This window comes from Bacillus sp. FSL R5-0654, assembly GCF_038008745.1.
Taxonomy (GTDB): Bacteria; Bacillota; Bacilli; order Bacillales; family Bacillaceae; genus Bacillus; species Bacillus safensis.
In genome coordinates, this window is record NZ_JBBOZV010000001.1 from 1,518,149 (window position 1) to 1,542,999 (window position 24,851).

The 24,851-nt window shown below is 43.9% G+C and carries 25 protein-coding genes, 1 riboswitch and 1 other annotated feature; all 25 genes read left to right on the plus strand.

The window, feature by feature from the left end:
- The first annotated feature begins 3 nt into the window (after nucleotides 1–3).
- The 25 genes from NSS76_RS07580 (at nucleotide 4) to NSS76_RS07700 (ending at nucleotide 24,846) form a co-directional block, all read left to right on the plus strand.
- Nucleotides 4–285: a YggT family protein gene (locus NSS76_RS07580; RefSeq protein WP_073205111.1), complete on the plus strand. Its 282-nt coding sequence runs from the start codon at nucleotides 4–6 to the stop codon at nucleotides 283–285.
- 53 nt (nucleotides 286–338) lie between these two features.
- On the plus strand, nucleotides 339–1,115 hold the full coding sequence (locus NSS76_RS07585; protein ID WP_073205114.1) for a YlmH family RNA-binding protein: 777 nt from the start codon (nucleotides 339–341) through the stop codon (nucleotides 1,113–1,115).
- Nucleotides 1,116–1,141: 26 nt separating this feature from the next.
- The gene (locus NSS76_RS07590; protein ID WP_008344947.1) at nucleotides 1,142–1,636 is read left to right on the plus strand and encodes a DivIVA domain-containing protein; all 495 of its coding nucleotides are present in this window, start codon (nucleotides 1,142–1,144) and stop codon (nucleotides 1,634–1,636) included.
- 59 nt (nucleotides 1,637–1,695) lie between these two features.
- Nucleotides 1,696–1,933, plus strand: a binding site (T-box leader).
- A gap of 59 nt (nucleotides 1,934–1,992) precedes the next feature.
- Nucleotides 1,993–4,758, plus strand: a complete 2,766-nt coding sequence (gene ileS, locus NSS76_RS07595) for an isoleucine--tRNA ligase (RefSeq protein ID WP_341081550.1) — start codon at nucleotides 1,993–1,995, stop codon at nucleotides 4,756–4,758.
- Between the two features lie 160 nt (nucleotides 4,759–4,918).
- Nucleotides 4,919–5,293: a TraR/DksA family transcriptional regulator gene (locus NSS76_RS07600; protein ID WP_103132565.1), complete on the plus strand. Its 375-nt coding sequence runs from the start codon at nucleotides 4,919–4,921 to the stop codon at nucleotides 5,291–5,293.
- Nucleotides 5,294–5,387: 94 nt separating this feature from the next.
- Nucleotides 5,388–5,855, plus strand: coding sequence for a signal peptidase II (gene lspA / locus NSS76_RS07605; RefSeq protein ID WP_024424236.1), 468 nt, complete (start codon nucleotides 5,388–5,390; stop codon nucleotides 5,853–5,855).
- A complete protein-coding gene (locus NSS76_RS07610) occupies nucleotides 5,852–6,766 on the plus strand; it encodes an RluA family pseudouridine synthase (protein ID WP_024424235.1) in 915 nt (304 codons plus the stop codon). The genes lspA and NSS76_RS07610 overlap by 4 nt, the downstream gene beginning before the upstream one ends.
- A 170-nt stretch (nucleotides 6,767–6,936) precedes the next feature.
- Nucleotides 6,937–7,479 carry a bifunctional pyr operon transcriptional regulator/uracil phosphoribosyltransferase PyrR gene (pyrR, locus tag NSS76_RS07615; RefSeq protein WP_024424234.1) on the plus strand — a complete coding sequence of 181 codons (543 nt, stop codon included), beginning with the start codon at nucleotides 6,937–6,939 and terminating at the stop codon, nucleotides 7,477–7,479.
- Between the two features lie 155 nt (nucleotides 7,480–7,634).
- Nucleotides 7,635–8,963: a solute carrier family 23 protein gene (locus tag NSS76_RS07620; RefSeq protein WP_025092549.1), complete on the plus strand. Its 1,329-nt coding sequence runs from the start codon at nucleotides 7,635–7,637 to the stop codon at nucleotides 8,961–8,963.
- Between the two features lie 130 nt (nucleotides 8,964–9,093).
- Nucleotides 9,094–10,017: an aspartate carbamoyltransferase catalytic subunit gene (locus NSS76_RS07625; protein ID WP_341081560.1), complete on the plus strand. Its 924-nt coding sequence runs from the start codon at nucleotides 9,094–9,096 to the stop codon at nucleotides 10,015–10,017.
- Nucleotides 10,001–11,287 (plus strand): dihydroorotase, encoded by a 1,287-nt coding sequence (locus NSS76_RS07630; RefSeq protein WP_024424231.1) that lies wholly within the window; start codon nucleotides 10,001–10,003, stop codon nucleotides 11,285–11,287. Before NSS76_RS07625 ends, NSS76_RS07630 begins: the two co-directional genes overlap by 17 nt.
- On the plus strand, nucleotides 11,284–12,378 hold the full coding sequence (locus NSS76_RS07635; RefSeq protein WP_024424230.1) for a carbamoyl phosphate synthase small subunit: 1,095 nt from the start codon (nucleotides 11,284–11,286) through the stop codon (nucleotides 12,376–12,378). The genes NSS76_RS07630 and NSS76_RS07635 overlap by 4 nt, the downstream gene beginning before the upstream one ends.
- Nucleotides 12,363–15,578 (plus strand): carbamoyl-phosphate synthase (glutamine-hydrolyzing) large subunit, encoded by a 3,216-nt coding sequence (gene carB / locus NSS76_RS07640; RefSeq protein ID WP_151039465.1) that lies wholly within the window; start codon nucleotides 12,363–12,365, stop codon nucleotides 15,576–15,578. Before NSS76_RS07635 ends, carB begins: the two co-directional genes overlap by 16 nt.
- Nucleotides 15,575–16,351, plus strand: a complete 777-nt coding sequence (locus tag NSS76_RS07645; RefSeq protein ID WP_341081565.1) for a dihydroorotate dehydrogenase electron transfer subunit — start codon at nucleotides 15,575–15,577, stop codon at nucleotides 16,349–16,351. The genes carB and NSS76_RS07645 overlap by 4 nt, the downstream gene beginning before the upstream one ends.
- Nucleotides 16,345–17,277, plus strand: a complete 933-nt coding sequence (locus NSS76_RS07650; protein WP_149125673.1) for a dihydroorotate dehydrogenase — start codon at nucleotides 16,345–16,347, stop codon at nucleotides 17,275–17,277. Before NSS76_RS07645 ends, NSS76_RS07650 begins: the two co-directional genes overlap by 7 nt.
- Nucleotides 17,249–17,953 (plus strand): orotidine-5'-phosphate decarboxylase, encoded by a 705-nt coding sequence (gene pyrF, locus NSS76_RS07655; protein ID WP_149125672.1) that lies wholly within the window; start codon nucleotides 17,249–17,251, stop codon nucleotides 17,951–17,953. Before NSS76_RS07650 ends, pyrF begins: the two co-directional genes overlap by 29 nt.
- A 7-nt stretch (nucleotides 17,954–17,960) precedes the next feature.
- Complete coding sequence (gene pyrE / locus NSS76_RS07660) at nucleotides 17,961–18,599, plus strand: orotate phosphoribosyltransferase (RefSeq protein ID WP_024424225.1); 639 nt, start codon at nucleotides 17,961–17,963, stop codon at nucleotides 18,597–18,599.
- 167 nt (nucleotides 18,600–18,766) lie between these two features.
- Nucleotides 18,767–18,869: riboswitch (SAM riboswitch) on the plus strand.
- A 116-nt stretch (nucleotides 18,870–18,985) separates the two neighbouring features.
- A complete protein-coding gene (locus NSS76_RS07665; protein ID WP_369810469.1) occupies nucleotides 18,986–19,090 on the plus strand; it encodes a DUF2292 domain-containing protein in 105 nt (34 codons plus the stop codon).
- A 45-nt stretch (nucleotides 19,091–19,135) separates the two neighbouring features.
- Nucleotides 19,136–19,837, plus strand: coding sequence for a phosphoadenylyl-sulfate reductase (locus NSS76_RS07670; protein WP_024424224.1), 702 nt, complete (start codon nucleotides 19,136–19,138; stop codon nucleotides 19,835–19,837).
- A 13-nt stretch (nucleotides 19,838–19,850) separates the two neighbouring features.
- Nucleotides 19,851–20,915, plus strand: coding sequence for an inorganic phosphate transporter (locus NSS76_RS07675; protein ID WP_025092551.1), 1,065 nt, complete (start codon nucleotides 19,851–19,853; stop codon nucleotides 20,913–20,915).
- A 57-nt stretch (nucleotides 20,916–20,972) separates the two neighbouring features.
- Nucleotides 20,973–22,109: a sulfate adenylyltransferase gene (sat, locus tag NSS76_RS07680; protein ID WP_257802864.1), complete on the plus strand. Its 1,137-nt coding sequence runs from the start codon at nucleotides 20,973–20,975 to the stop codon at nucleotides 22,107–22,109.
- 14 nt (nucleotides 22,110–22,123) lie between these two features.
- Nucleotides 22,124–22,717: an adenylyl-sulfate kinase gene (gene cysC / locus NSS76_RS07685; RefSeq protein ID WP_149126680.1), complete on the plus strand. Its 594-nt coding sequence runs from the start codon at nucleotides 22,124–22,126 to the stop codon at nucleotides 22,715–22,717.
- A gap of 29 nt (nucleotides 22,718–22,746) precedes the next feature.
- Nucleotides 22,747–23,502: a uroporphyrinogen-III C-methyltransferase gene (cobA, locus tag NSS76_RS07690; RefSeq protein WP_025092552.1), complete on the plus strand. Its 756-nt coding sequence runs from the start codon at nucleotides 22,747–22,749 to the stop codon at nucleotides 23,500–23,502.
- A gap of 74 nt (nucleotides 23,503–23,576) precedes the next feature.
- The gene (locus NSS76_RS07695) at nucleotides 23,577–24,362 is read left to right on the plus strand and encodes a sirohydrochlorin chelatase (protein WP_149126679.1); all 786 of its coding nucleotides are present in this window, start codon (nucleotides 23,577–23,579) and stop codon (nucleotides 24,360–24,362) included.
- The gene (locus NSS76_RS07700) at nucleotides 24,343–24,846 is read left to right on the plus strand and encodes a precorrin-2 dehydrogenase/sirohydrochlorin ferrochelatase family protein (protein ID WP_149126678.1); all 504 of its coding nucleotides are present in this window, start codon (nucleotides 24,343–24,345) and stop codon (nucleotides 24,844–24,846) included. Before NSS76_RS07695 ends, NSS76_RS07700 begins: the two co-directional genes overlap by 20 nt.
- The last annotated feature ends 5 nt before the right edge of the window (nucleotides 24,847–24,851 follow it).

The following is a 24,851-nucleotide window of genomic DNA, read 5'->3' on the forward strand; positions in this document are numbered from 1 at the left end:
ATAGTGATTCTATATTACATTTTCCAGTTTTTACAGACTGTATTAACGATTTACTCATTCGCAATTATTATTTACATCTTTATGTCATGGGTGCCATCTGCAAGAGAAACTGTGATTGGCCGTTTTCTGACAAATATTTGCGAACCGTATTTAGAACCATTTCGTAAAATTATTCCGCCAATCGGCATGATTGACATCTCGCCGATTGTGGCATTGCTTGTGATTCGTTTTGCATCATCATATGGACTAACGGGTCTTTACAATATGATTGTGCGCTTCATGTAAACAGGCTGCCGGGCTTGGCACTGCCAGGCTCTTTTACATAAGAGGGGAACAAAATGAGCGATATCTATCAGCATTTTAGAAAAGACGAACAGCCATTTGTCGACCAAGTGTTAGGCTGGAAAAAAATCGCACTCGACCAATATCGAATGAAATTAACAGATTTCCTTGATCCGCGTGAGCAATTTATTACTGAGTCCGTCATCCAGCATGGCGAAGAACTTGGGATCATGTTTTTTGGCGGGTATGAGGGAGCTGAGCGCAAAAGAGCCCTCATTTATCCTGATTATTTAGAACCTTCAATTCAAGATGTTGAGCTGTCATATTTTCAGGTGAACTATGCGAAAAAGTTTATTTCCTTAGAACACCCGAAGCTTCTCGGCTCATTGATTGGGACAGGCTTGAAGCGTCAAAAATTCGGAGATCTATTATTTTCAGAGGAAGATGTGCAGTTTATTTGTACAAGTGGTGTCGCCGATTTTGTGCGGGCGCAGCTGACACATGTCGGCAGAGCAGCCGTTTCATTAGAGGAAATCACGCAGGCAGAAATAAAGCCAGTGATCACGAAGACTGATATCAAAGAAGATACCATTTCTTCACTTCGGCTTGATGCTGTATGTGCTGCTGTCAGCCGTCAGTCTCGGCAAAAAGCACAGCTTTTAGTCAAAAATGGGCTTGTCAAAGTCAATTGGAAAGTCACAGAGGACCCTTCCTTTACAATCGGTGAAGGCGATCAGCTCTCTGTTCGGGGATTTGGCCGCTTTAGCCTCAAAACGATTGATGGGAAGACCAAAAAAGATAAATTCAAAGTAACATTTGAGCTTCTGACATAACGAACTTGAATCTGGAGGTGGCGAGGTTGCCATTAACACCTAATGATATTCATAATAAAACGTTCACAAAAAGCTTTCGCGGCTATGATGAAGATGAAGTAAACGAGTTTTTAAGCCAAGTACGTAAAGACTATGAGATCGTACTTCGTAAAAAGAATGAGCTTGAAGACAAAGTAAACGAGCTTGACGAAAGACTAGGTCATTTTGCAACAATTGAAGAGACATTAAACAAATCGATTCTTGTGGCGCAGGAAGCAGCAGAAGACGTAAAGCGCCATTCGGATAAAGAAGCAAAATTGATTATTCGTGAAGCAGAGAAAAATGCAGACCGTATTATCAACGAAGCGCTGTCAAAATCAAGAAAAATTGCAATGGAAATCGAAGAGCTGAAGAAACAGTCGAAGGTCTTTAGAACACGTTTCCAAATGCTCATCGAAGCGCAGCTTGATCTTCTGAAAAATGACGATTGGGATCATTTACTGGAATATGAAGTAGACGCTGTCTTTGATGAAAAAGAATAAGCGCATCATCTTGACATGACGTGCTCATGTTGCATATAATACCATCATAAATTAACAAGAGATAAACGTTTGAAAGGGACACTCGCAGCTGTCACATGCGTAATAAAGCGAATCAGGGATGGTGGAAGCCTGACATTACGAGACGCTGCAATGAGATCACCCCTTTAGTTCCTTTTCTGAAAAAAACCAGTAAGAAAAGGCGTCTGATCACGTTACGATTTTAGAGTGGATAAGCGGTTCTTTCATATCGCTTGTCTAAAAGGGTGGTACCGCGAGACAAGCCTTCTCGTCCCTTATGGGATGAGAGGGCTTTTTTTATTGTTTTTTAATCAGAATTTGCATGTGGAGGAATGGGTATGAACTACAAAGACACCTTATTAATGCCGAAAACAGAATTCCCGATGAGAGGGAACTTGCCGAACAAAGAGCCTGAAATCCAAGAGGAGTGGGCAGAGAAAGACATCTATCAAATGGTTTTAGAGCGGACTAAAGGACGCCCGACGTTTATTTTGCATGATGGACCTCCATATGCGAATGGTGACATTCATATGGGGCATGCACTCAATAAAATCCTAAAAGATTTTATCGTCCGTTTTAAATCAATGAACGGGTATCATGCACCGTATGTTCCGGGCTGGGATACACACGGGTTGCCAATTGAAACAGCTCTCACTAAAAATAAAAAAGTCAAACGCAAAGAAATGTCTACAGCAGAATTCCGCAAACTATGCGAGGAGTATGCTTGGAAGCAAATTGAAGGTCAGCGCAGCCAGTTTAAGCGATTAGGCGTCAGAGCAGACTGGGACAATCCATATGTCACATTAAAGCCTGAATACGAAGCGCAGCAAATCCTTGTCTTTGGTGAAATGGCGAAGAGAGGCTATATTTATAAAGGATTAAAGCCTGTTAACTGGTCTCCTTCAAGTGAATCTGCCCTCGCTGAAGCGGAAATTGAATATAAAGACAAACGTTCACCATCGATTTACGTTTCGTTTAAAGTAAAAGATGGCAAAGGCGTTCTTGAAAACGGCGAACAATTCATTATATGGACAACAACACCTTGGACGCTTCCTGCAAACCTTGGCATTTGTGTTCATCCAAACTTAGAGTACAGTGTTCTTCAAGTCGGTGCTGAGCGTTATGTCGTTGCATCTGAACTGGTTGAACAAGTAGTAAAAACACTCGGCTTTGAAGAATGCGAAGTTGTGAAAACATTAAAAGGTAAAGAATTAGATAAAATCGTTGCAGCACATCCAATTTACGATAGAGATTCTCTTGTGATGCTTGGCGATCACGTGACAACGGATGCTGGAACTGGCTGTGTGCATACAGCACCGGGCCACGGGGAAGATGACTTTATTGTCGGTATGAAATACGGTCTTGATGTGCTCTGTCCAGTAGATGAAAAAGGTGTGATGACAGATGAGGCGCCTGGTTTTGAAGGACTATTCTACGAGGATGCCAATAAAGCCATCACAGAACAGCTTGAAGCAAAAGGTGCGCTGAAAAAGCTCGACTTTATCACGCACTCCTACCCGCATGACTGGAGAACGAAAAAACCAACGATTTATCGTGCGACAGCTCAGTGGTTTGCATCCATTAAAGATTTTAGAGAAGCGTTATTAGACAATATTAAAGCAACGAAATGGGTTCCAGCATGGGGAGAAACACGCCTGTTCAATATGGTGCGTGACAGAGGTGACTGGTGTATTTCAAGACAGCGTGTATGGGGCGTTCCAATTCCGGTCTTTTATGCGGAAAATGGTGAGCCGATCATCACGGACGAAACCATTCAGCATGTATCTCAATTATTTAGAGAGCATGGCTCGAATATTTGGTTTGAAAAAGAAGCAAAAGAGCTATTGCCAGAAGGCTTTACACATCCAGGCAGCCCGAATGGTGAATTCACAAAAGAGCAGGATATCATGGATGTATGGTTTGATTCCGGTTCTTCTCACCAAGCCGTTTTAGAAGAAAGAGACGACCTAGTCCGTCCGGCAGATCTTTACCTTGAAGGCTCTGACCAATATCGCGGCTGGTTTAACTCCTCTTTATCAACAGCAGTTGCTGTCACTGGAAAAGCACCTTATAAAGGTGTCCTAAGTCATGGCTTTACGCTTGATAAAGAAGGACGTAAGATGAGTAAATCATTAGGCAACACGATTGATCCAACGAAGGTTGCGAAGCAGCTTGGTGCAGAGATTCTAAGACTTTGGGTATCTTCAGTCAACTATCAAGCCGATCATCCAGTATCTGATGATATTTTGAAACAAGTAGCAGAAGTCTATCGTAAGATCCGTAATACCTTCCGCTTCCTGCATGGGAACCTATTTGACTTTGACCCAGCAGTTAATGCCGTGCCGGTAGAAGAGCTTCGCGAAGTCGATCAATACATCATGATCAAATTAAACAAATTGATTGATAAAGTGAAAAAAGCCTATGATGATTACGAATTTGCGGTCGTGTATCATGCGATTCACAATTTCTGTACGATTGAGCTCAGCTCTTTCTATCTCGATTTTGCAAAGGACGTCGTCTACATTGAGCATGCCGATCATCCAGACCGCCGCAGCATGCAGACGGTCTTCTACGAAACATTAATGGCTTTAGTGAAGCTGACTGCACCAATTCTTCCGCATACCGCAGATGAATTATGGAGCCACTTAAGCTTTGTTGAAGAGCCGAGTGTTCAGTTAACAGATATGCCAGAAGGTGTAACAGTTCCTCAAGCTGAAGCGACAGAAGCGAAGTTTGACCGCTTTATGGAAGTACGTGACGATGTGCTAAAAGCGCTGGAGATTGCGCGTAACGAGAAAGTCATCGGACGTTCACTTGAAGCAAGTGTGACGTTTTATGCGACAGATGAAGTGAAAAACCTTCTTGCATCCATTAAAGAAGATGTGAAGCAGCTCTTTATCATCTCTGAATTAACGGTAGAAGATGAGCAGCATGCAGATACATCAGCGCCTGAATATGCATCAGGACGAATTGTGGTTCAAAAAGCAGAAGGAGAACTGTGCGAGCGTTCCCGCATTATTTCAAAAGACGTTGGTGCAAATCCGAAATACCCAACATTGTCGCTGAAAAATGCTGAAATCGTGGAGAAATATTACCAAAATTAACAATGCGATATCACAAGCTCGCGCCCCGTCATATGCGGGGCGTTTTCTTTTATGAGAAAATGACAGCGTTTAGAACGAAAGGAAAAATCTTATGGCTTTAAAGTAACCAGGCGGGGCAACAATATGATTATCACGACAGGGCAGGAGTTGAAATAGCGACATGAATGGCGATCTAGAGACGATTTACACGGAACTCTTTCAAATGAAAGAAGAGCTGCAATCTAAACTGTTTGAATACGCATCATTTCGTTCACCCGCTGAGCATGTCACATTGAATGAGGTCAAAACGACCACACTTCTTTATCACATCAAAGAAGAGCTGCAAGATGTGTCTCTCGCTATTGCAAAAATCGAACAAGGAACCTATGGCATATGTGAGGCGACAGGAGATGTGATTCCGCTTGAACAAATGAGTATTCTTCCTACCGCCCGCACGGCTGACGACTTTTTATATCATAAGCAATACGAGAAAAAAGCATTCACTCCTTATCCTTACGAATCAAATGATTCTCATTTTGAAGCCTTCCACATGTAGGGAGGTTTTTGTCTGTCAACTAAAGTTTCTTTACTCCTTTCTGTTTTCTTGATAAAATGCTTAAAGATCAAAGTATGAAGATGGAGGAACGTGTGTGTTCTATTACATAATCGCATTCGTTATCATTTGTTTAGACCAATTAACAAAATGGCTCATTGTCAAAAATATGATGCTCGGTGATTCTGTTCCAGTCATTGATGGATTCTTTTATATCACGTCTCACCGTAATTCAGGAGCCGCATGGGGAATTCTCCAAGGGCAAATGTGGTTTTTCTATGTGATCACACTCGTTGTTATTGCGGGAATTGTTTATTACTTACAAAAACATGGACAAAAGGACAAGCTGCTGGGAGTAGCGCTGGCCTTAATGCTTGGCGGAGCGATCGGAAACTTTATCGACCGTATTTTCCGTCAGGAAGTGGTTGATTTTGCTCATTTCGTATTTGGGGATTATCACTACCCAATCTTTAATATTGCAGATTCTTCTCTCTGTGTAGGGGTTATTCTGCTCTTCATTCAAATGCTGTTAGATGGAAAGAAAAATAAGGAGTCAACTACATGAATCAAGTAAATATTGCCGTTTCAGAAGAACAAACGAGTGAACGGCTAGATAAATTTCTAAGCACGACAGAACCAGAATGGTCAAGAACCCAAGTCCAGCAATGGGTAAAAGATGGGCTGATCGAAGTAAACGGGAAACAAGTAAAGGCCAATTACAAAGTACAAGCTGGAGATCAAATCAAAGTGGAGATTCCAGATCCGGAAGCGCTAGATGTAGAAGCAGAACCAATGGATCTTGATATTTATTATGAGGATGCAGATGTGTTAGTCGTAAATAAACCACGAGGAATGGTCGTTCATCCAGCGCCGGGTCATGTGTCAGGAACACTTGTAAATGGACTGATGGCACATTGCAAAGACTTATCAGGGATTAACGGTGTGATGCGTCCTGGAATTGTCCACCGAATTGATAAAGATACGTCTGGGCTGTTAATGGTCGCTAAAAACGATATGGCACATGAGTCACTCGTCAATCAGCTGGTGGCTAAAACTGTCACAAGAAAGTATACGGCCGTTGTCCACGGTATTATCCAGCATGATACAGGTACAATCGATGCACCAATTGGCAGAGACAAAAAAGACCGCCAGAGCATGACGGTTACAAAAGAAAATGCAAAACAGGCCGTCACTCACTTTGATGTGATTGAACGCTTTAAAGACTTCACAGTTGTCGAGTGCCGTCTTGAAACAGGAAGAACACACCAAATTCGTGTTCATATGAAATATATCGGCTATCCTCTTGCAGGAGATCCGAAATATGGGCCGAGAAAAACAGTCGATTTTAATGGACAGCTGCTGCATGCAGGTGTTTTAGGATTTGATCATCCTAGAACAGGAGAATATATCGAGTTCACAGCACCAATTCCAGCTGATATGCAGGGCTTTATCGATTCATTAAGAAATAACGATTGACAGGCCGTTCTTTTTTTGAAATAATAAACGAAGAAATTGAGATTCTTTAAAACAGTCCAGAGAGGCTGAGAAGGATAACGGATCAATTTGTGCACGCGTACGCACAAATGAACGCCCCTCTCTGCCCTTTGCAGAAGGGGCTTTTTATTTGTCAAAAAGAGGTGTAAAAGATGGAACAAAAAGCAGTCATTCTTGATGAACAAGCGATCAGACGAGCGCTTACCCGAATTGCACATGAAATGATTGAGCGCAACAAAGGGATGAAGGATGTTATCCTTGCCGGGATCAAGACAAGAGGCATACATCTTGCAAAGCGCCTTGCAGAGCGCATCGAGCAAATTGAAGGGAATCCAGTCACTGTAGGTGAACTTGATATTACGCTATACCGTGATGACCTGACAAAAAAGACAGACAACCAAGACCCGCTTGTAAAGGGTGCAGACATACCAGCTGACATTAATGACAAAACACTTATTGTTGTTGACGATGTCCTGTTTACAGGCAGAACCGTGAGAGCAGCTATGGATGCCCTTGTGGATGTAGGAAGACCATCTTCCATTCAGCTGGCTGTGCTCGTCGACCGGGGACACCGGGAGCTGCCGATCCGAGCGGATTATATCGGGAAAAACATCCCGACTTCAAAAGCAGAGACAGTCATGGTTCAGCTCAATGAAGTAGATCAAAACGACCTTGTCGCTATATATGAAAAATAACCTTTTTAAATGCATTCCAGAGAGTTTGCAAAGAGGGCAATAATAGAGACACCGAGCACACGGCCAACATGACGTGTCCGGCTTATCTAGGCCTCTTTGCGCATACTCGCAAAGAGGCTTTTTTAATGAAAAAGGACACATCTAGGAGGAAAATCATGAGTCAGCAAAAAGCCAATTTAGGCATTCGAGATATCCCAAAACCATTCACATGGCTGTCACTTAGCCTGCAGCATTTGTTTGCGATGTTTGGTGCGACCATTCTTGTACCAAAAATCATTGATATGAGTCCAGCCGTCGCACTCATCTCAAGCGGAGTGGGAACGATTGTTTACTTAATCATCACAAGAGGACAAATTCCGGCGTATCTTGGATCGTCCTTTGCCTTCATCGCCCCCATACTGAATGTGAAAGCAACAGGCGGCCCTGGAGCCGCAATGGTTGGCGCCTTCATGGCGGGTGTCGCTTATGCACTCATCGCCCTATTCATTAAATGGCTCGGCACAGGCTGGCTGATGAAGCTTCTGCCGCCGGTGGTCGTAGGACCAGTCATTATGGTCATCGGACTCGGACTCGCTGGAACAGCAGTCAACATGGCGATGTATGTTGATCCGAATGCAACCGAGCTTGTTTACAGCCTCAAGCACTTAATGGTCGCTGGCTTCACACTGGCTGTCACCATTATCAGTATGATTTTCCTAAGAGGATTCCTTAGCTTAATCCCAGTATTAATCGGCATCATCAGCGGCTATCTCTTTGCCTTAACACAAGGCATCGTGAACTTCCAGCCGGTCATTGACGCAAAATGGTTTGCTGTACCAGACTTCGTTGTGCCATTTGTCGACTATACACCTGCTGTGACCTTAAGTATTCTCACAGTGATGGTGCCGGTAGCCTTTGTCACAATGTCTGAGCATATCGGCCACCAAGTGGTGTTAAGTAAGGTCGTAGGACAAGATTTTATTAAAAAACCAGGTCTTCACCGTTCCATTTTAGGAGACAGTGCGGCGACGATCTTCGCTTCACTTATTGGCGGACCACCAACAACAACTTATGGAGAGAACATTGGCGTACTAGCCATCACAAGAGTGTTTAGTATCTTCGTCATCGGCGGAGCAGCCGTGTTTGCGATCTGCTTCGGTTTTGTAGGAAAAATTTCAGCATTAATCAGTACAGTGCCGTCCGCGGTGATGGGAGGCGTTTCGTTCCTGCTCTTTGGAATCATTGCTTCAAGCGGCTTGAGAATTCTGATTGATCATAAAGTGAATTTTGAAGAAAAGCGTAATCTCATTATCGCATCAGTCATCCTAGTCATTGGGATTGGCGGGGCATTCATTGAGGTGAAACAAATCAATCTCACCCTATCTGGAATGGCACTTGCTGCGATTACGGGTGTCCTGTTAAATCTGATCCTGCCGCATCAAAAAGCAGAAGATGACAACTCAAATGAATCAAATACAGAAAACCTTTTAAAAGAAGTCCAGTGAGGCTGACAAGGGTTCTAAATGGAGCAGAATGCACAAAAGTGCCGCTGCTTCTTTTGGAGAACCCTAAGCTGCCGAGGCTTAGGGTTTTTTTGAACCTGAAAGTGATGAAAAACTAGAGGGGGAAGAAAAAATGAATGATTTATCGACAATGAGCAGCTTATCAAAAGAAGAGATTTTACAGCTGATTGAAGAAGCAGCTGCACTCAAAAAGGGGAAACAAGAACATGGATTAGCCGGAGAATTTGTGGCAAACCTTTTCTTTGAACCAAGCACAAGAACACGTTTTAGCTTCGAAGTAGCCGAGAAGAAACTAGGGATGAATGTCCTAAGCTTAGATGCGGCAAGCACCTCCGTTCAAAAAGGCGAAACACTTTACGATACGGTAAAAACACTCGAATCGATCGGAGTAAAGGCATGTGTGATCAGAGACAGCACCGATGAATATTATAACGAGCTGATCGGGAAGGTTGGAATTCCGATCATCAATGCAGGAGATGGCTGCGGACAGCATCCAACCCAATCACTGCTTGACCTCATGACCATCTTTGAAGAGTTTGGCGGCTTTGAAGGCTTAACGATTTCGATTCATGGAGACATCAAACATAGCAGGGTGGCAAGATCAAATGCTGAGGTTCTCTCAAGGCTGGGAGCGACAGTCCTCTTTTCAGGGCCTGCTTTCTTCCAGGATGAACAAAACCCTCACGGAACGTATGTCCAAGTAGATGAAGCCATCGCACAATCTGATGTGGTGATGCTGCTTAGAATCCAGCATGAACGGCACGCTGAAAAAATGGGCAGCGAAGATTACTTATCAACTTATGGATTAACAGTAGACAGAGCAAACAAAATGAAAGAACGCGCGATTATTATGCATCCAGCACCAGTAAACAGAGGTGTTGAAATAGATGATTCACTAGTAGAGTCCAAGCAGTCTAGGATTTTCAAGCAAATGGAAAATGGTGTTTATATCCGAATGGCCGTATTAAAAAGAGCTTTTCAAAATAGCACACTACATCAAAAAGGGAGAGATTCTGTCTATGTCATATCTCATTAAAAACGGGTTTATCTTAACAAGCACAGGTGAAAGAGTGCAGCAGGATATTAGGGTAAAAGGAAAAGTGATTCAAGCGATCGGTCACCTAGAAAGAGAAGACGGAGAAGAGGTTATTGATGCAGCAGGGCTATTTGTGTCACCAGGCTTGATCGATCTGCATGTGCATTTAAGAGAGCCAGGCGGAGAGAAAAAGGAAACGATTGAAACAGGCTCTAAAGCAGCCGCAAGAGGCGGATATACGACGATTGCAGCGATGCCGAATACAAGGCCGGTTCCAGATACAAAAGAGCAAATGGAATGGCTGATGAATCGAATCGAAGAGACCTCATCTGTGAGAGTGCTGCCATACGCCTCCATCACAACGAGACAAATTGGGGAAGAGATGACGGATTTTGCAGCACTAAAAGAAGCAGGCGCCTTTGCTTTTACAGATGACGGTGTAGGCATCCAAACAGCAGGTATGATGTACGAAGCGATGAAACAGGCAGCAAGTCTTGATCAAGCGATTGTGGCGCACTGTGAAGATAACTCGCTCATTTACGGCGGGTGCGTTCATGAAGGAGAATTTTCAAAAGCAAATGGGTTAAACGGAATACCGTCCATTTGTGAATCGGTGCATATTGCAAGAGATGTTCTTTTAGCAGAAGCAGCGAACTGTCATTATCATGTATGTCATATCAGTACGAAAGAATCTGTGCGGGTCGTACGCGATGCAAAAAAAGCAGGCATCCGTGTGACGGCTGAGGTGTCACCGCATCACCTGCTGTTGTGTGATACGGACATTCCAGGTCTTGATACAAATTATAAAATGAACCCGCCGCTCAGAGGAAAAGAGGATCGCGAGGCATTGATCGAGGGACTGTTAGATGGAACGATTGATTTCATCGCAACAGACCATGCGCCGCATACAGAAGAAGAAAAGAACGAAACCATGCAGCGTGCCCCGTTTGGAATTGTGGGACTTGAAACAGCGTTCCCGCTTCTGTATACACGATTTGTCAAAACAGGCGAATGGACATTAAAAGAACTCGTTGATTATATGACAATTAAACCAGCAGAAGCATTTTCTCTTCCATACGGAAAGCTTGAAGAAGGGCACATAGCTGATATCACACTTATTGATTTAAACAAAGAAATGGCAATCGATAAAACAAGCTTCTTATCTAAAGGGCAAAATACACCGTTTGACAAATTGACTGTATCAGGATGGCCGGTCATGACACTTGCATCTGGGAAAGTCGTTTATGAAGAGGGGAGACTAGTAAAATGAAGAGACGCTTAGTGCTAGAAAACGGAACAGTATTCGAAGGAACAGGCTTTGGCAGCTTAGAACCATCAGTCGGAGAAGTCGTCTTTAATACAGGGATGACGGGCTATCAAGAAATTTTATCTGATCCATCATACTGCGGACAAATTGTCACACTGACTTACCCGCTTATCGGCAACTATGGCATTAACCGTGACGATTTTGAATCGATCACACCGTTTGTGAAAGGGCTGATTGTGAAAGAGCTTTGTGAAAAGCCCTCAAACTGGCGCTCTTCATATTCGCTCGATGAATATTTAAAAATGAAAAACATTCCGGGGCTGAGCGGAATCGATACACGGAAGCTGACTAGAATGATTCGAAGTGCAGGGACTTTAAGAGGGGCATTTGCAGGACCTGATGAACAAGTGGAAGACGTTGTCCGCCGCCTTCAAACATTGCAGCTGCCAACAGATCAAGTGAGTCAAGTATCTGTGAAAAATGCGTACCCAAGCCCAGGCAGAGGAAAAAGAATTGTCCTTGTCGATTTCGGCATGAAGCATGGCATTTTGCGCGAGCTCAATAAACGTGACTGCGACGTCATTGTGGTGCCATACAACATCACTGCAGATGAAGTGCTGCAGCTAAAGCCTGATGGTATCATGCTTTCAAACGGACCTGGAGATCCTGTGGATGTACCGGAAGCCGTTGAGATGATTCAGCAATTGATTGGAAAGGTGCCGCTCTTTGGTATATGCCTCGGACATCAATTATTTGCTCTAGCATGCGGTGCAAGCACAGAAAAAATGAAATTTGGCCACAGAGGATCAAACCATCCGGTGAAAGAACTAGCAACTGGCAAGGTGACACTGACGTCTCAAAACCACGGCTACACGGTTAGCAGTATTAACGAAGACGTGCTCGAAGTCACACATATTGCCCTAAACGACAATACGATTGAAGGATTAAAACATAAAGAAGCACCAGCATTCACTGTTCAGTACCACCCAGAAGCATCACCGGGTCCAGAAGATGCAAACTACTTATTTGACCAATTCATGGAAATGATTCATACGACTGAGAAAGAAGGGGAAGAAGTATGCCAAAACGCGTAGACATCAAAAAGATTTTAGTAATCGGATCAGGTCCTATCATCATCGGTCAGGCAGCGGAGTTTGACTATGCAGGTACACAGGCTTGCTTAGCGCTAAAAGAAGAGGGCTATGAAGTCGTTCTTGTGAACTCTAACCCTGCGACCATCATGACAGATACAGAAATGGCTGATAAGGTATACATCGAACCACTGACACCAGAATTTTTAACACGAATCATTCGAAAAGAACGCCCTGATGCGATCTTGCCAACACTTGGCGGGCAAACTGGATTAAACCTTGCTGTTGAATTGTCAGACCTTGGCGTATTAGCTGAATGCGGCGTTGAAGTACTCGGTACAAAGCTGTCAGCCATCCAAAAAGCGGAGGATAGAGATTTATTCCGTAATTTAATGAATGAACTAAATGAGCCAGTACCAGAAAGTGAAATCATTCATAACCTGGAAGAAGCGATGGCGTTTACAGATCAAATCGGTTTCCCTGTCATCGTCAGACCAGCCTATACATTAGGCGGAACGGGCGGCGGAATTTGTACAAACGAGCAAGAACTGAAGGAAATCGTTGAAAACGGTCTGAAGCTAAGCCCAGTCACACAATGCTTACTTGAAAAAAGCATTGCAGGCTTTAAAGAAATTGAATATGAAGTCATGCGAGACAGCGGTGACCATGCAATCGTTGTTTGTAACATGGAAAACTTTGACCCTGTCGGCATCCATACTGGTGACAGTATTGTTGTAGCCCCAAGCCAAACGTTAAGTGACCGTGAATATCAGCTGCTTCGAAATGTGTCGCTTAAGCTGATCCGTGCACTTGGCATTGAAGGCGGCTGTAACGTTCAGCTGGCACTTGATCCAAACAGCTTTCAATACTATATCATCGAGGTAAACCCGCGTGTGAGCCGTTCATCTGCGCTTGCGTCGAAAGCGACAGGCTATCCAATAGCCAAATTGGCAGCGAAAATTGCTGTCGGCTTAACGCTTGATGAAATGATGAACCCAGTCACAGGTAAAACCTATGCAGCCTTCGAGCCGGCTCTTGACTATATCGTTTCAAAAATACCGCGCTGGCCGTTCGATAAATTTGAATCTGCGAACAGACGTCTTGGTACGCAAATGAAGGCAACTGGTGAAGTCATGGCGATCGGCCGCACATTAGAAGAGTCTCTTCTAAAGGCTGTACGTTCACTTGAAGCCGATGTGCATCACATTGAATTAAAAGATGAAGCAGACATCACAAATGAAGTGCTTGAAAAACGGATTATCAAAGCGGGAGACGAACGATTATTTTATATCGCTGAGGCGCTTAGAAGAGGCTATACAGTCGAACAAATACATGAATTCTCAAAAATTGATTACTTCTTCCTTCATAAGCTGGAAGGCATCATCGCCTTTGAGAAGACATTAAAAGAAAAAAAAGGCAATACAGACGTATTAAAAGAAGCGAAAGAAAAAGGCTTCTCAGATATCTACATTAGCCGCGAGTGGAAGATGAACGAAGCGGATGTCTACAAGCTAAGACAAGAAGCAGGCATTGTACCTGTCTACAAAATGGTGGATACATGTGCGGCAGAGTTTGAATCAGAGACACCATATTTCTACAGCACGTATGAAGATGAAAATGAATCAGAACGTACAGACAAGAAAAGCGTTATCGTATTAGGTTCAGGTCCTATCCGAATTGGACAAGGGGTTGAATTTGATTATGCGACTGTTCACTCAGTGTGGGCAATTAAACAAGCAGGCTATGAAGCGATCATTATAAACAACAACCCTGAAACGGTTTCAACAGACTTTAGTATTTCAGATAAGCTCTACTTTGAACCACTCACTGTAGAAGATGTCATGCATATCATCGACCTTGAACAGCCTGAAGGAGTCGTCGTTCAGTTCGGCGGACAAACGGCGATCAACCTAGCAGATGAATTATCAAATAGAGGGGTTAAAATTCTTGGAACTTCTCTAGAAGACCTAGACCGCGCAGAAAACCGGGACAAGTTTGAACAAACGTTAGAAACACTCGGCGTGCCGCAGCCGAAAGGGAAAACAGCAACGTCTGTGCCTGAAGCTGTAGCGATTGCCAATCAAATCGGCTACCCAGTCCTTGTCCGTCCTTCCTATGTATTAGGCGGCCGCGCGATGGAAATTGTGTATCAAGAAGCTGAGCTTCTTCACTACATGGAGAATGCGGTGAAGGTCAACCCGCAGCATCCAGTGTTAATTGACAAGTATTTGACAGGAAAAGAAATTGAAGTAGATGCGGTGTCTGATGGAGAAACTGTCGTAATCCCAGGCATTATGGAACACATTGAAAGAGCCGGAGTTCACTCTGGTGACTCGATTGCGGTCTATCCGCCGCAAACATTGTCTGAGGACATCAAAGCAAAGATCGCAGAATACACGATCAAGCTTGCAAAAGGACTCAACATTATTGGGCTTTTGAACATTCAGTTTGTCCTATCAAAAGGTGAAGTGTATGTACTTGAAGTGAACCCGAGATCAAGCCGGACGGTTCCTTTCTTAAGTAAAATTACAGGCATTCCGATGGCAAACCTTGCGACAAAAGTCATCTTAGGAGACAAGCTCAAAAATTATGGCTACGAAGAAGGCCTTCATACAGAGCAAGAAGGAGTGTACGTCAAAGTTCCAGTCTTCTCTTTTGCAAAATTAAGAAGAGTGGATATTACACTCGGGCCTGAAATGAAATCAACAGGTGAGGTCATGGGGAAAGATGTCACGATCGAAAAAGCTCTTTATAAAGGATTGATTGCATCAGGCATTCAAATCCCTAATGACGGAACAGTTCTTCTGACAGTGGCTGATAAGGATAAAGAAGAAGGACTTGAGATCGCAAGAAGATTCCATTCGATCGGCTATCATATTTTAGCAACAGAAGGAACGGCGAATTATTTAAAACAAGCCTCCATACCATCAAGTGTGGTCGGCAAAATTGGAGAGGAAGGCAAAAATCTCCTTGATGTTATTCGAAACGGGGAAGCCCAATTCGTGATTAACACATTAACAAAAGGAAAACAGCCGGCAAGAGACGGCTTTAGAATTAGACGTGAATCTGTTGAAAACGGAGTGGCTTGCTTAACGTCTCTAGATACAGCAGAAGCCATTTTAAGAGTGCTTGAGAGCATGACATTTAGAGCGGATGAAATGCCAGAAGTGAAAACGAATGCTGAGGTGACAGTAACGATATGAAAAAAGCATACTTGACGGTCGTCTCGAACCGAGAGATCGCTGATCATATTTACGAAATGACATTAAAAGGTGACCTTGTGGACTCCTTTCAAACGGCTGGACAATTTCTTCATCTAAAGGTCAGTGAATCCATGACACCGCTGCTGAGAAGACCGATCAGTATTGCCAACATTCATGCCGAGCAAAAAGAAGCAACCATCATTTACCGCGCAGAGGGCGAGGGCACAAATCTCCTCTCCCAAAAGCGGGAGGGAGAATCAGTCGATGTATTAGGGCCGCTTGGAAACGGGTATGATCCTTCAGTCGTCAAGCCCGGAGAGACGGCATTACTAGTCGGCGGCGGAATTGGCGTACCGCCTTTATATGAACTGTCCAAGCGTTTAACGAAAAAAGGTGTCATCGTAAAGCATGTCCTCGGCTTTCAGTCGAAAAAGGATGTATTTTACGAGGAAAAATTTCAAGCACTCGGCGATACGTTTATTGCAACGGTTGATGGCACATACGGTGCTAAAGGCTTTGTAACAGATGTGATAAAAGAGCAAAACCTGAGCTTTGATGTGCTGCTTTCCTGCGGTCCAACACCTATGCTAAAAGCGCTGAAAGACACGTATCCTGATAAGCCTGTCTACATTTCGATGGAAGAACGAATGGGCTGCGGGATTGGTGCCTGCTTTGCATGTGTCTGTCATACCGATCAGCTCGACAAACCTTATGTCAAAGTGTGTCTTGATGGACCTGTTTTTAAAGCAGAGGAGGTGGCATTGTCATGCTAAACGTTGAGTTACCGGGATTATCTTTAAAGAATCCAATTATCCCTGCATCAGGCTGCTTTGGATTCGGGAGAGAATTTGCATCCTTATATGACCTATCATTGCTGGGCGGTATCATGATCAAAGCCACAACCCTTGAACCGAGATTTGGCAATCCGACTCCAAGGGTTGCTGAGACAGGAGCTGGTATGCTCAATGCAATCGGCCTTCAAAATCCAGGTCTAAAAGGCGTGCTTGAAAATGAATTGCCTTGGCTCGAGCAGTTTGATACGCCTATTATTGCGAATGTTGCTGGCTCACAGGTTGAAGATTATGTTGAAGTAGCCAAGCAAATCAGCCAAGCAAAAAATGTTCATGCCCTTGAACTGAATATTTCTTGCCCAAATGTTAAAACCGGCGGAATCGCCTTTGGTACAGATCCAAATATGGCAGCATCATTGACAAAAGCAGTCAAGAAAGTCTCTTCCGTACCTGTCTATGTCAAGCTGTCACCTAACGTAGCCAATATTGTAGAAATTGCTCAAGCGATTGAAGCTGCTGGAGCGGATGGGCTCACCATGATTAACACATTAATTGGGATGCGTTTAGATTTAAAAACGGGGAAACCCATCCTTGCCAATAAAACAGGCGGATTATCAGGACCAGCTGTCAAACCTGTCGCTGTACGTATGGTGCATGAGGTGAGTCAAGCGGTTTCTATTCCGATTATCGGGATGGGCGGAGTGCAAAGTGCTGAAGATGTACTTGAATTTTTACTAGCAGGTGCAAGTGCAGTCGCTGTCGGTACAGCGAATTTTGTGAATCCATTTATTTGCCCGGAAATCATTGAAGAGCTGCCAAATGTGTTAGCAGCATATGGTTATTCATCTGTAGAGGAATGTATCGGAAGGAGCTGGAAACATGAAGCACTTGCCCATCATCGCGCTTGATTTTCCATCAGGGCAGGACGCGCTTGCCTTTTTAGATCCCTTTGAAGGGACACCATTATTTGTGAAGGTCGGCATGGAGCTGTTTTACCAAGAAGGACCTGCCATCCTTGATGCGCTGAAAGAAAAAAATTGCCGCATTTTTCTCGATCTAAAATTACATGACATTCCAACAACGGTCCAAAAAGCGATGAACCGGCTTGCCACACTTGGCGTTGATTTGGTCAATGTGCATGCTGCTGGCGGGAAACGAATGATGCAGGCTGCATTAGAGGGACTTGAAAGCGGGACTCCTGCTGGACAAAGCCGTCCGGGCATTATTGCAGTGACCCAGCTGACTAGTACGTCAGAAGACATGATGAGAAACGAATTACTCATTGACCGTCCGCTGCAAGAGACTGTGATCCGGTATGGACAATTAGCATATGAAAGTGGACTGGACGGGGTTGTTTGCTCTGTTCATGAATCTAAAGCACTTCATGAACATATCTCACCCTCCTTTCTCACTGTAACGCCAGGGATTCGCTTACCGAATGATCAAACCGATGACCAAAAGCGTGTGGCGACACCTGCCTATGCAAAAGAGCAAGGTGTTTCACAAATTGTTGTCGGAAGATCAATCACAAAAGCTGATAAACCATTAGAAGCCTATCATCAAATTTTGAAAGAGTGGGAGTGACTGCCAGATGAAATCAAAAATCGCGAAACATCTATTACAAATCAAAGCGGTCTCATTAAAACCAGACGAACCGTTTACATGGGCGAGCGGTATAAAATCACCGATCTATTGTGATAACCGCCTCACATTATCATATCCAGAAGTCAGACACGACATTGCGGAAGGTCTAAAAGATTTGATTCTCACTCATTTCAAGGGAGCAGAGGTTGTCGCGGGTACTGCAACAGCAGGCATTCCGCATGCGGCATTAGCAGCAGACCGCTTGAACATCCCGATGTGTTATGTCAGAAGTAAGCCGAAAGCACACGGCAAAGGAAATCAAATTGAAGGGGCCGTATCGAAAGGCCAAAAGGTTGTCGTCGTCGAAGACCTTATTTCCACAGGAGGCAGTGTGCTGGAAGTGGTTGCTGCTCTTCAAGCTGAGGGCTGCGAGGTACTAGGAGTTGCCGCAATCTTCACATACGGACTGCCAAAAGCAGCGGCCGCTTTTCAAGAAAAAAATATTCCATATGTCACCCTGACAGACTATGACACATTGACAGACGTGGCACTTGAACTGAAAGCGATTGAGCCGTCTGCGATGAACAAACTAAAACGCTGGAGACAAGACCCTTCCTCTGAATCTTGGATGGAAGAAACGGTCTGAAAAGTCAAAGTCCATCGTTAACAATTTTAAAGCTGTGCCTGCCCGCACGGCTTTTTTATTTGGGTAAAAATAGTAAAATAGACTCAAATTTTAATAAAAACTAATCCTATCAATAAAGTCGGGTTGACTTTTGTTTGAATTGTGTTAATATTTAAGACAAATTGAAACTCTTATCCAGAGAGGTGGAGGGACTGGCCCGATGAAACCCGGCAACCTGCGATTCGCAAGGTGCTACTTCCTGCAAAATGATTCTATTTTGAAAGATAAGGAAATTGCGAGCTTCCTCATCTTTCTTTCGGACTGAAAGAAAGTTTTTTTATTTTAACGGTGAGGAGGAAGAGGAGATGGAAGTGAAACAAAATCAGGATGAGGACTTAGTAAAGCATATGCAAGAACTGATTGGGGATATGAAATTCGGTTCAATTACGTTAATTGTTCAGGACGGTCAAGTGATTCAAGTGGAAAAAAACGAAAAAATTAGATTAAAGTAGTGCGGAAAATAGCAATATGAGCGGTACTCCGGAAGGGGAGAAATCATGTTAACTTATGAAAATTGGCAAGAGCCGTCCATTACATTTCAAGAGGATGATTTGTATAAAGGAGCCCTGTCTGTACTGAAATGGGCGTACGGTCATTATGGTGACCAGCTCGTATATGCGTGCAGCTTTGGGATTGAGGGCATCGTTCTAATTGATCTGATTGCAAAAGTAAAAAAAGATGCGAGAATTGTCTTTTTAGATACAGGTCTGCATTTTAAAGAAACTTACGACACAATTGATGCGGTAAAGGAAAGATATCCGGGCTTAGATATTGTACTGAAAACGCCTGAGCTGACGGTTGAACAGCAAAATGAGCAGCACGGTGATCAATTATGGAAAACAGATCCTCAAAGCTGCTGTCATATGCGTAAGGTCATTCCTTTGCAAGAAGCCTTATCTGGTTATCCAGCATGGCTTTCTGGTTTAAGAAGAGAGCAGTCACCAAAACGAGCAGGGACGAATTTCTTAAATAAGGATGAAAAATTCAAATCAGTGAAAGTATGTCCCCTCATCCATTGGACGTGGAAGGACATATGGAGATATGCATCTAGAGAGGAACTTACTTATAATCCGCTGCATGACCAAGGATATCCAAGTATCGGCTGTGCACCGTGTACACAGCCAGCATTTACTGCAGATGATCTGCGTTCTGGCAGATGGTCAGGCACAGCAAAGACAGAGTGCGGATTACATGAGTAAGGGAGCATAATGTATGGAAATCGCCGCAATTTTATTTAGTCTATTCTTTGCTTTAAACATAGGCGCAAGCGGAGCAGCTGCTTCTATGGGCATTGCGTATGGATCAGGTGCCATTCAAAAGCCCATTTATGCGCTCAGTTTTTGTGCAGTTGGGATTTTAGCAGGTTCAGTGATTGGCGGCGGTGAGGTCGTCAAAACGATCAGCTCTGGTATTATGCCAGAATCAGTCATTACACTTGAAATCGTTTGTATTATCATTGGTTCTGCTGCACTATCACTTTTCATAGCAAATCTGATGGCGATTCCTTTATCAACAAGTGAGGTCACAGTAGGGGCTGTAGTTGGTGTGGCAGTCGCATATAAAGTTTTGTTTGTGAAATCCATTTTAGTGATTGTGGCATTTTGGGTCATCATCCCGCTTTTCGCCTTTCTTTTTACCTTTGCTGTCGTCAAAATCATCAGAATGTTCCCTAAACGGAAGCTGTCTAAAAAAGGCACAGCTATTTTATCTATCGTATTAATTCTCAGCGGATTTTTAGAGGCATTTTCAGCCGGTATGAACAATGTGGCAAATGCCGTCGGCCCGCTCGTCGCTTCAGGCGTTTTGTCAGTTGGGCAGGGAACACTTTACGGCGGAATCTTCGTCGCAGCAGGGGCCCTCTTGCTAGGCAGAAGAGTACTGGAAACAAACGGAAAGAAAATTACCCGCTATCAAACAGGCGAAGGGATTTTACTTTCGAGTACCGGTGCCGGGCTTGTCATCGTCAGCTCTATTTTTGGGCTGCCCGTTCCACTTACGCAAATCACCTCCTCGTCTATTATCGGGCTTGGAATGGCAAAAGGCGGGCCTAACATTTTTCACAAACATGTTGTGAAAAAAATGCTGAAAGTATGGGTGGTCTCACCTTTCTTATCACTCAGCCTATCGTATTTGCTTGTGAGCCTTTTCTTAAAAGGAGACTATTACTCTATCTTTATCATGATGAGTGTACTGCTTGCCTCACTTGGTGCGCTGAGTCTGATGAAAGCAGTCAAAAATGAAAGCAGCTCTATTCATGAACAGGGCGGCGGGATTTAATCATAAATCCGACTATTAACATCTAATAAATATGAACATTGAGAGGAAGATGAACAAATGAGTTTAACACCACATGGTGGCGTATTAATTAATCGAGTAAATGAAGAATATGATCTCAGCACGGCTGCGAAGGAAATTGAACTAGATGCGATTTCCTTTGCAGACCTTGAACTCATTGCAATTGGCGGATATAGCCCAATTGAAGGGTTTTTAACAAAAGCGGATTATGAAGCAGTTGTAAGCAATATGCGGCTAGCAAGTGGTGTCGTTTGGTCTCTTCCTATTACACTGCCAGTGCCAAAAGAAAAGGCGGCGGAAATCCATCAAGGCGATATCGTGCGCTTATCCTACAATGGAACTGTATATGGGGTCATTGAAGTAGAGGATCAATACACACCAGATAAGGAAAAAGAAGCGGTGAATGTCTATAAAACAGATGACCGCAATCATCCAGGCGTGAAAAAATTATTTGAACGCGGCGATACTTACATTGGCGGAAAAATTACACTGACGAAACGCAGTGAAAAACCATTCCCTCAATTTACGTATGAGCCAGAAGAAACAAGACGTCATTTTCAAGAAAACGGCTGGAAAACCATTGTTGGTTTCCAAACGAGAAACCCGGTTCATCGTGCTCATGAATATATTCAAAAAACAGCACTGGAAACAGTCGATGGTTTATTTTTAAATCCTCTTGTCGGTGAAACAAAATCTGACGACATCCCGGCAGATGTAAGAATGAAAAGCTATCAAGTGTTATTGGACGGTTATTATCCAAAAGACCGCGTCTTTTTAGGTGTTTTTCCTGCTGCAATGCGTTATGCTGGACCAAAGGAAGCCATTTTTCATGCGCTAGTACGGAAAAATTATGGCTGCACCCATTTTATTGTCGGAAGAGATCATGCAGGTGTTGGTGACTATTACGGCACATACGAGGCGCAGGAACTATTTGATCAATTTACAAGCGAAGAAATCGGCATTACTCCATTAAAATTTGAACACAGCTTCTACTGTAATACATGTGAAGCGATGGCCACTCCAAAAACGTGTCCTCACGACAAAAGCGAGCATGTCATTCTTTCAGGTACAAAGGTTCGAACAATGCTGAGAAACGGTGAATTACCACCAAGCACGTTCAGCCGAAAAGAAGTCATTGAAACATTAATCGAAGGATTAAAAACGACGGTATCTTAACGGGAGGGTATGACATGAGCAACGAACATATCGTGTGGCATGATTCATCTATTACAAAAAAAGAATATCAACAAAAAAACAATCATACGAGCGGCATTATCTGGCTTACAGGTCTAAGCGGGTCAGGTAAATCAACGATCGCGAATGCAGCTGCAAGAGAGCTGTTTGAACAAGGCTACCAAGTCACAGTTCTTGACGGCGATAACGTGCGGCACGGACTCAATAAAGATCTAGGGTTTTCAGATGATGATAGAAAAGAAAACATCCGCCGGATCGGAGAAGTGGCGAAATTATTTGTGGAGCAAGGAACGATTGTCATCACTGCTTTTATTTCTCCATTTCAGGAAGACCGCCACACTGTCAGACAGTTGGTCGAAGAGGGAGAATTTCACGAAGTGTTTGTCAAATGTGATCTGAACGTGTGTGAAGAGCGTGATCCAAAAGGGTTATATAAAAAGGCGAGAAACGGTGAAATTCCATTTTTTACTGGAATCGATTCACCGTATGAAGCGCCTGCTGCGCCTGAGCTTGTATTAGATACAGGGGAATTATCCCGTGAGGAATCTAAACAGCGTCTTGTTGATTATGTAAAAGGAACAACGAAATAATCGCCTGATGGCAGGGGGAGAAAAGCAAGATGGGAAAAGTATACATTGTGGGTGCTGGACCCGGTGACCCAGATTTAATCACATTAAAGGCCCATAAGGCGATACAGCAGGCAGATGTCATCTTATATGATCGTCTTGTCAATCAAGAAATTCTCGCCCATGCCAAACCGGAGGCGGAATTGATTTATTGCGGCAAGCTGCCAAATCATCATACAATGAGGCAGGAAGCCATCAATGAAGCGCTTGTGGCTCATGCAAAGGAAGGGAACGTTGTCGTTCGGCTGAAAGGCGGCGACCCCTTTGTCTTTGGCCGCGGCGGTGAAGAAATCGAATGCTTAGCTGAGCACGGAATTCCGTATGAGGTCGTCCCAGGAATTACTTCTGGGATTGCAGCGGCTGCTTATGCGGGCATCCCTGTGACACATCGTGAATTCAGCTCAAATGTTGCTTTTGTCACGGGCCACTATCAAAAGGATGAACATTTTGAAGAAAAGTGGGAGGCGCTGGCTACAGGGATTGATACTCTTGTGATTTACATGGGTGTCAAAAACGTGGAAAGAGTGCAGCGCCTGCTTTTAAAAAATGGACGGGACCCAGAAACACCCGCTGCATTTATACACTGGGGAACCACATCGAGGCAAAAGACAACTTGCTGCACGGTTGCGACACTGTCTGAAACTGTTGAAAAAGAAGGGATCGAGCATCCAAGTTTAATTGTTGTTGGAGATGTCGTTCATTTTCATCAAAAGCTGAACTGGTTTGAACCCGCATTAATCGAGAAATGAGAATGGTAGAGAAAAGACACGTGCATACATCGTGTCTTTTCGTCTGATGAAAACAAGTGAGAGGGAGGAGCCGCATGAAACAAGCTGTCCTTTATGTTGGGCATGGAAGCAGGGTGAAAGAAGCACAAGATAAGGCCATTTCTTTTATGAAAAGCTGTATGCCGTTAGTGAAAGCAGATATACAAGAAATTTGTTTTTTAGAGCTGACGGACCCTTCTATAGAAGAAGGATTTGAGGCCTGTGTGAAAAAAGGAGCGACACACATTGCAATCGTCCCGCTCCTCCTTTTGACTGCCATGCATGCCAAATCGGATATCCCGGTCGAAATTGAGAAAGTGCGTGCGCGTTTCCCGCAAGTGAAGGTCACATATGGAAAGCCGATCGGGGTGAATCAAGAAGTAACAAAAGCGGTTGCCGCAAGAATTAAAGAAGCAGGATATCAAGGCGAGCGCGCGCGGATTCTTTTAATTGGCCGCGGGAGTTCTGATCCGGATGTGAAGCGAGATGTGTTTGGCATTGCAGACGATGTCCGAAGCCTGCTTCCGCATGCAGAGGTTCTTCCGTGTTTTATTACAGCATGTGAGCCAAATTATCGAGATGTTCTCGCGCAGTTATCAGAAGATGACGATGGGCCTGTTTATATCGTTCCTTACTTACTGTTTACGGGGATTTTAATGAAAGAAATTGAAAGTGAAGCCGCTCAGGCGAGAAAGCGGCTGAAAGATGTCCGGGTATGCCGGTATATTGGCTTTCATCCGCATGTCAAAGCGGCTTATATTGAACGCGTGCAAGAAACCATTTTAAACAAAGACGATGCGTTTCGTTTCCGAGGAGAAAGCCATGCTTCCAGTCCATCTTGATTTAACCAATAAACAAGTGGTCATCGCCGGCGGCGGATCTGTTGCATTAAGAAGAGCAAAGACATTGTGTACGGAGCCTTGCCATCTAACTGTTGTGAGTCCTGATCTTTCTGAAGAGATGGCGTGCCTCATTGATACATACGCATTGAATTGGAAGGAAAAGAAGGTGGGCGCTGAAGATTTGAAGGATGCGTTTTTCATTGTAGCTGCTACAAACGACCCTTCGGTAAATGAATGGATTGCACAAACAGCACAGCCTCACCAGCTCGTGAATTGTGTGAGCCAATCTGAGCTCGGCAATGTGATGGTGCCGAAGGTTGTCAAAGCAGGAAAAGTGACGATTTCAGTCTCTACAAGCGGTGCTAGCCCCGCCCGGACAAAACAGCTGGCTGCGGCAATTGAATCCTTGCTTGAAGAAGAGGATATTGACGCACTTGATGCCCTTTACATCGAAAGAAAAAAACGACAAAGAAAAAGCCGATAAAATCC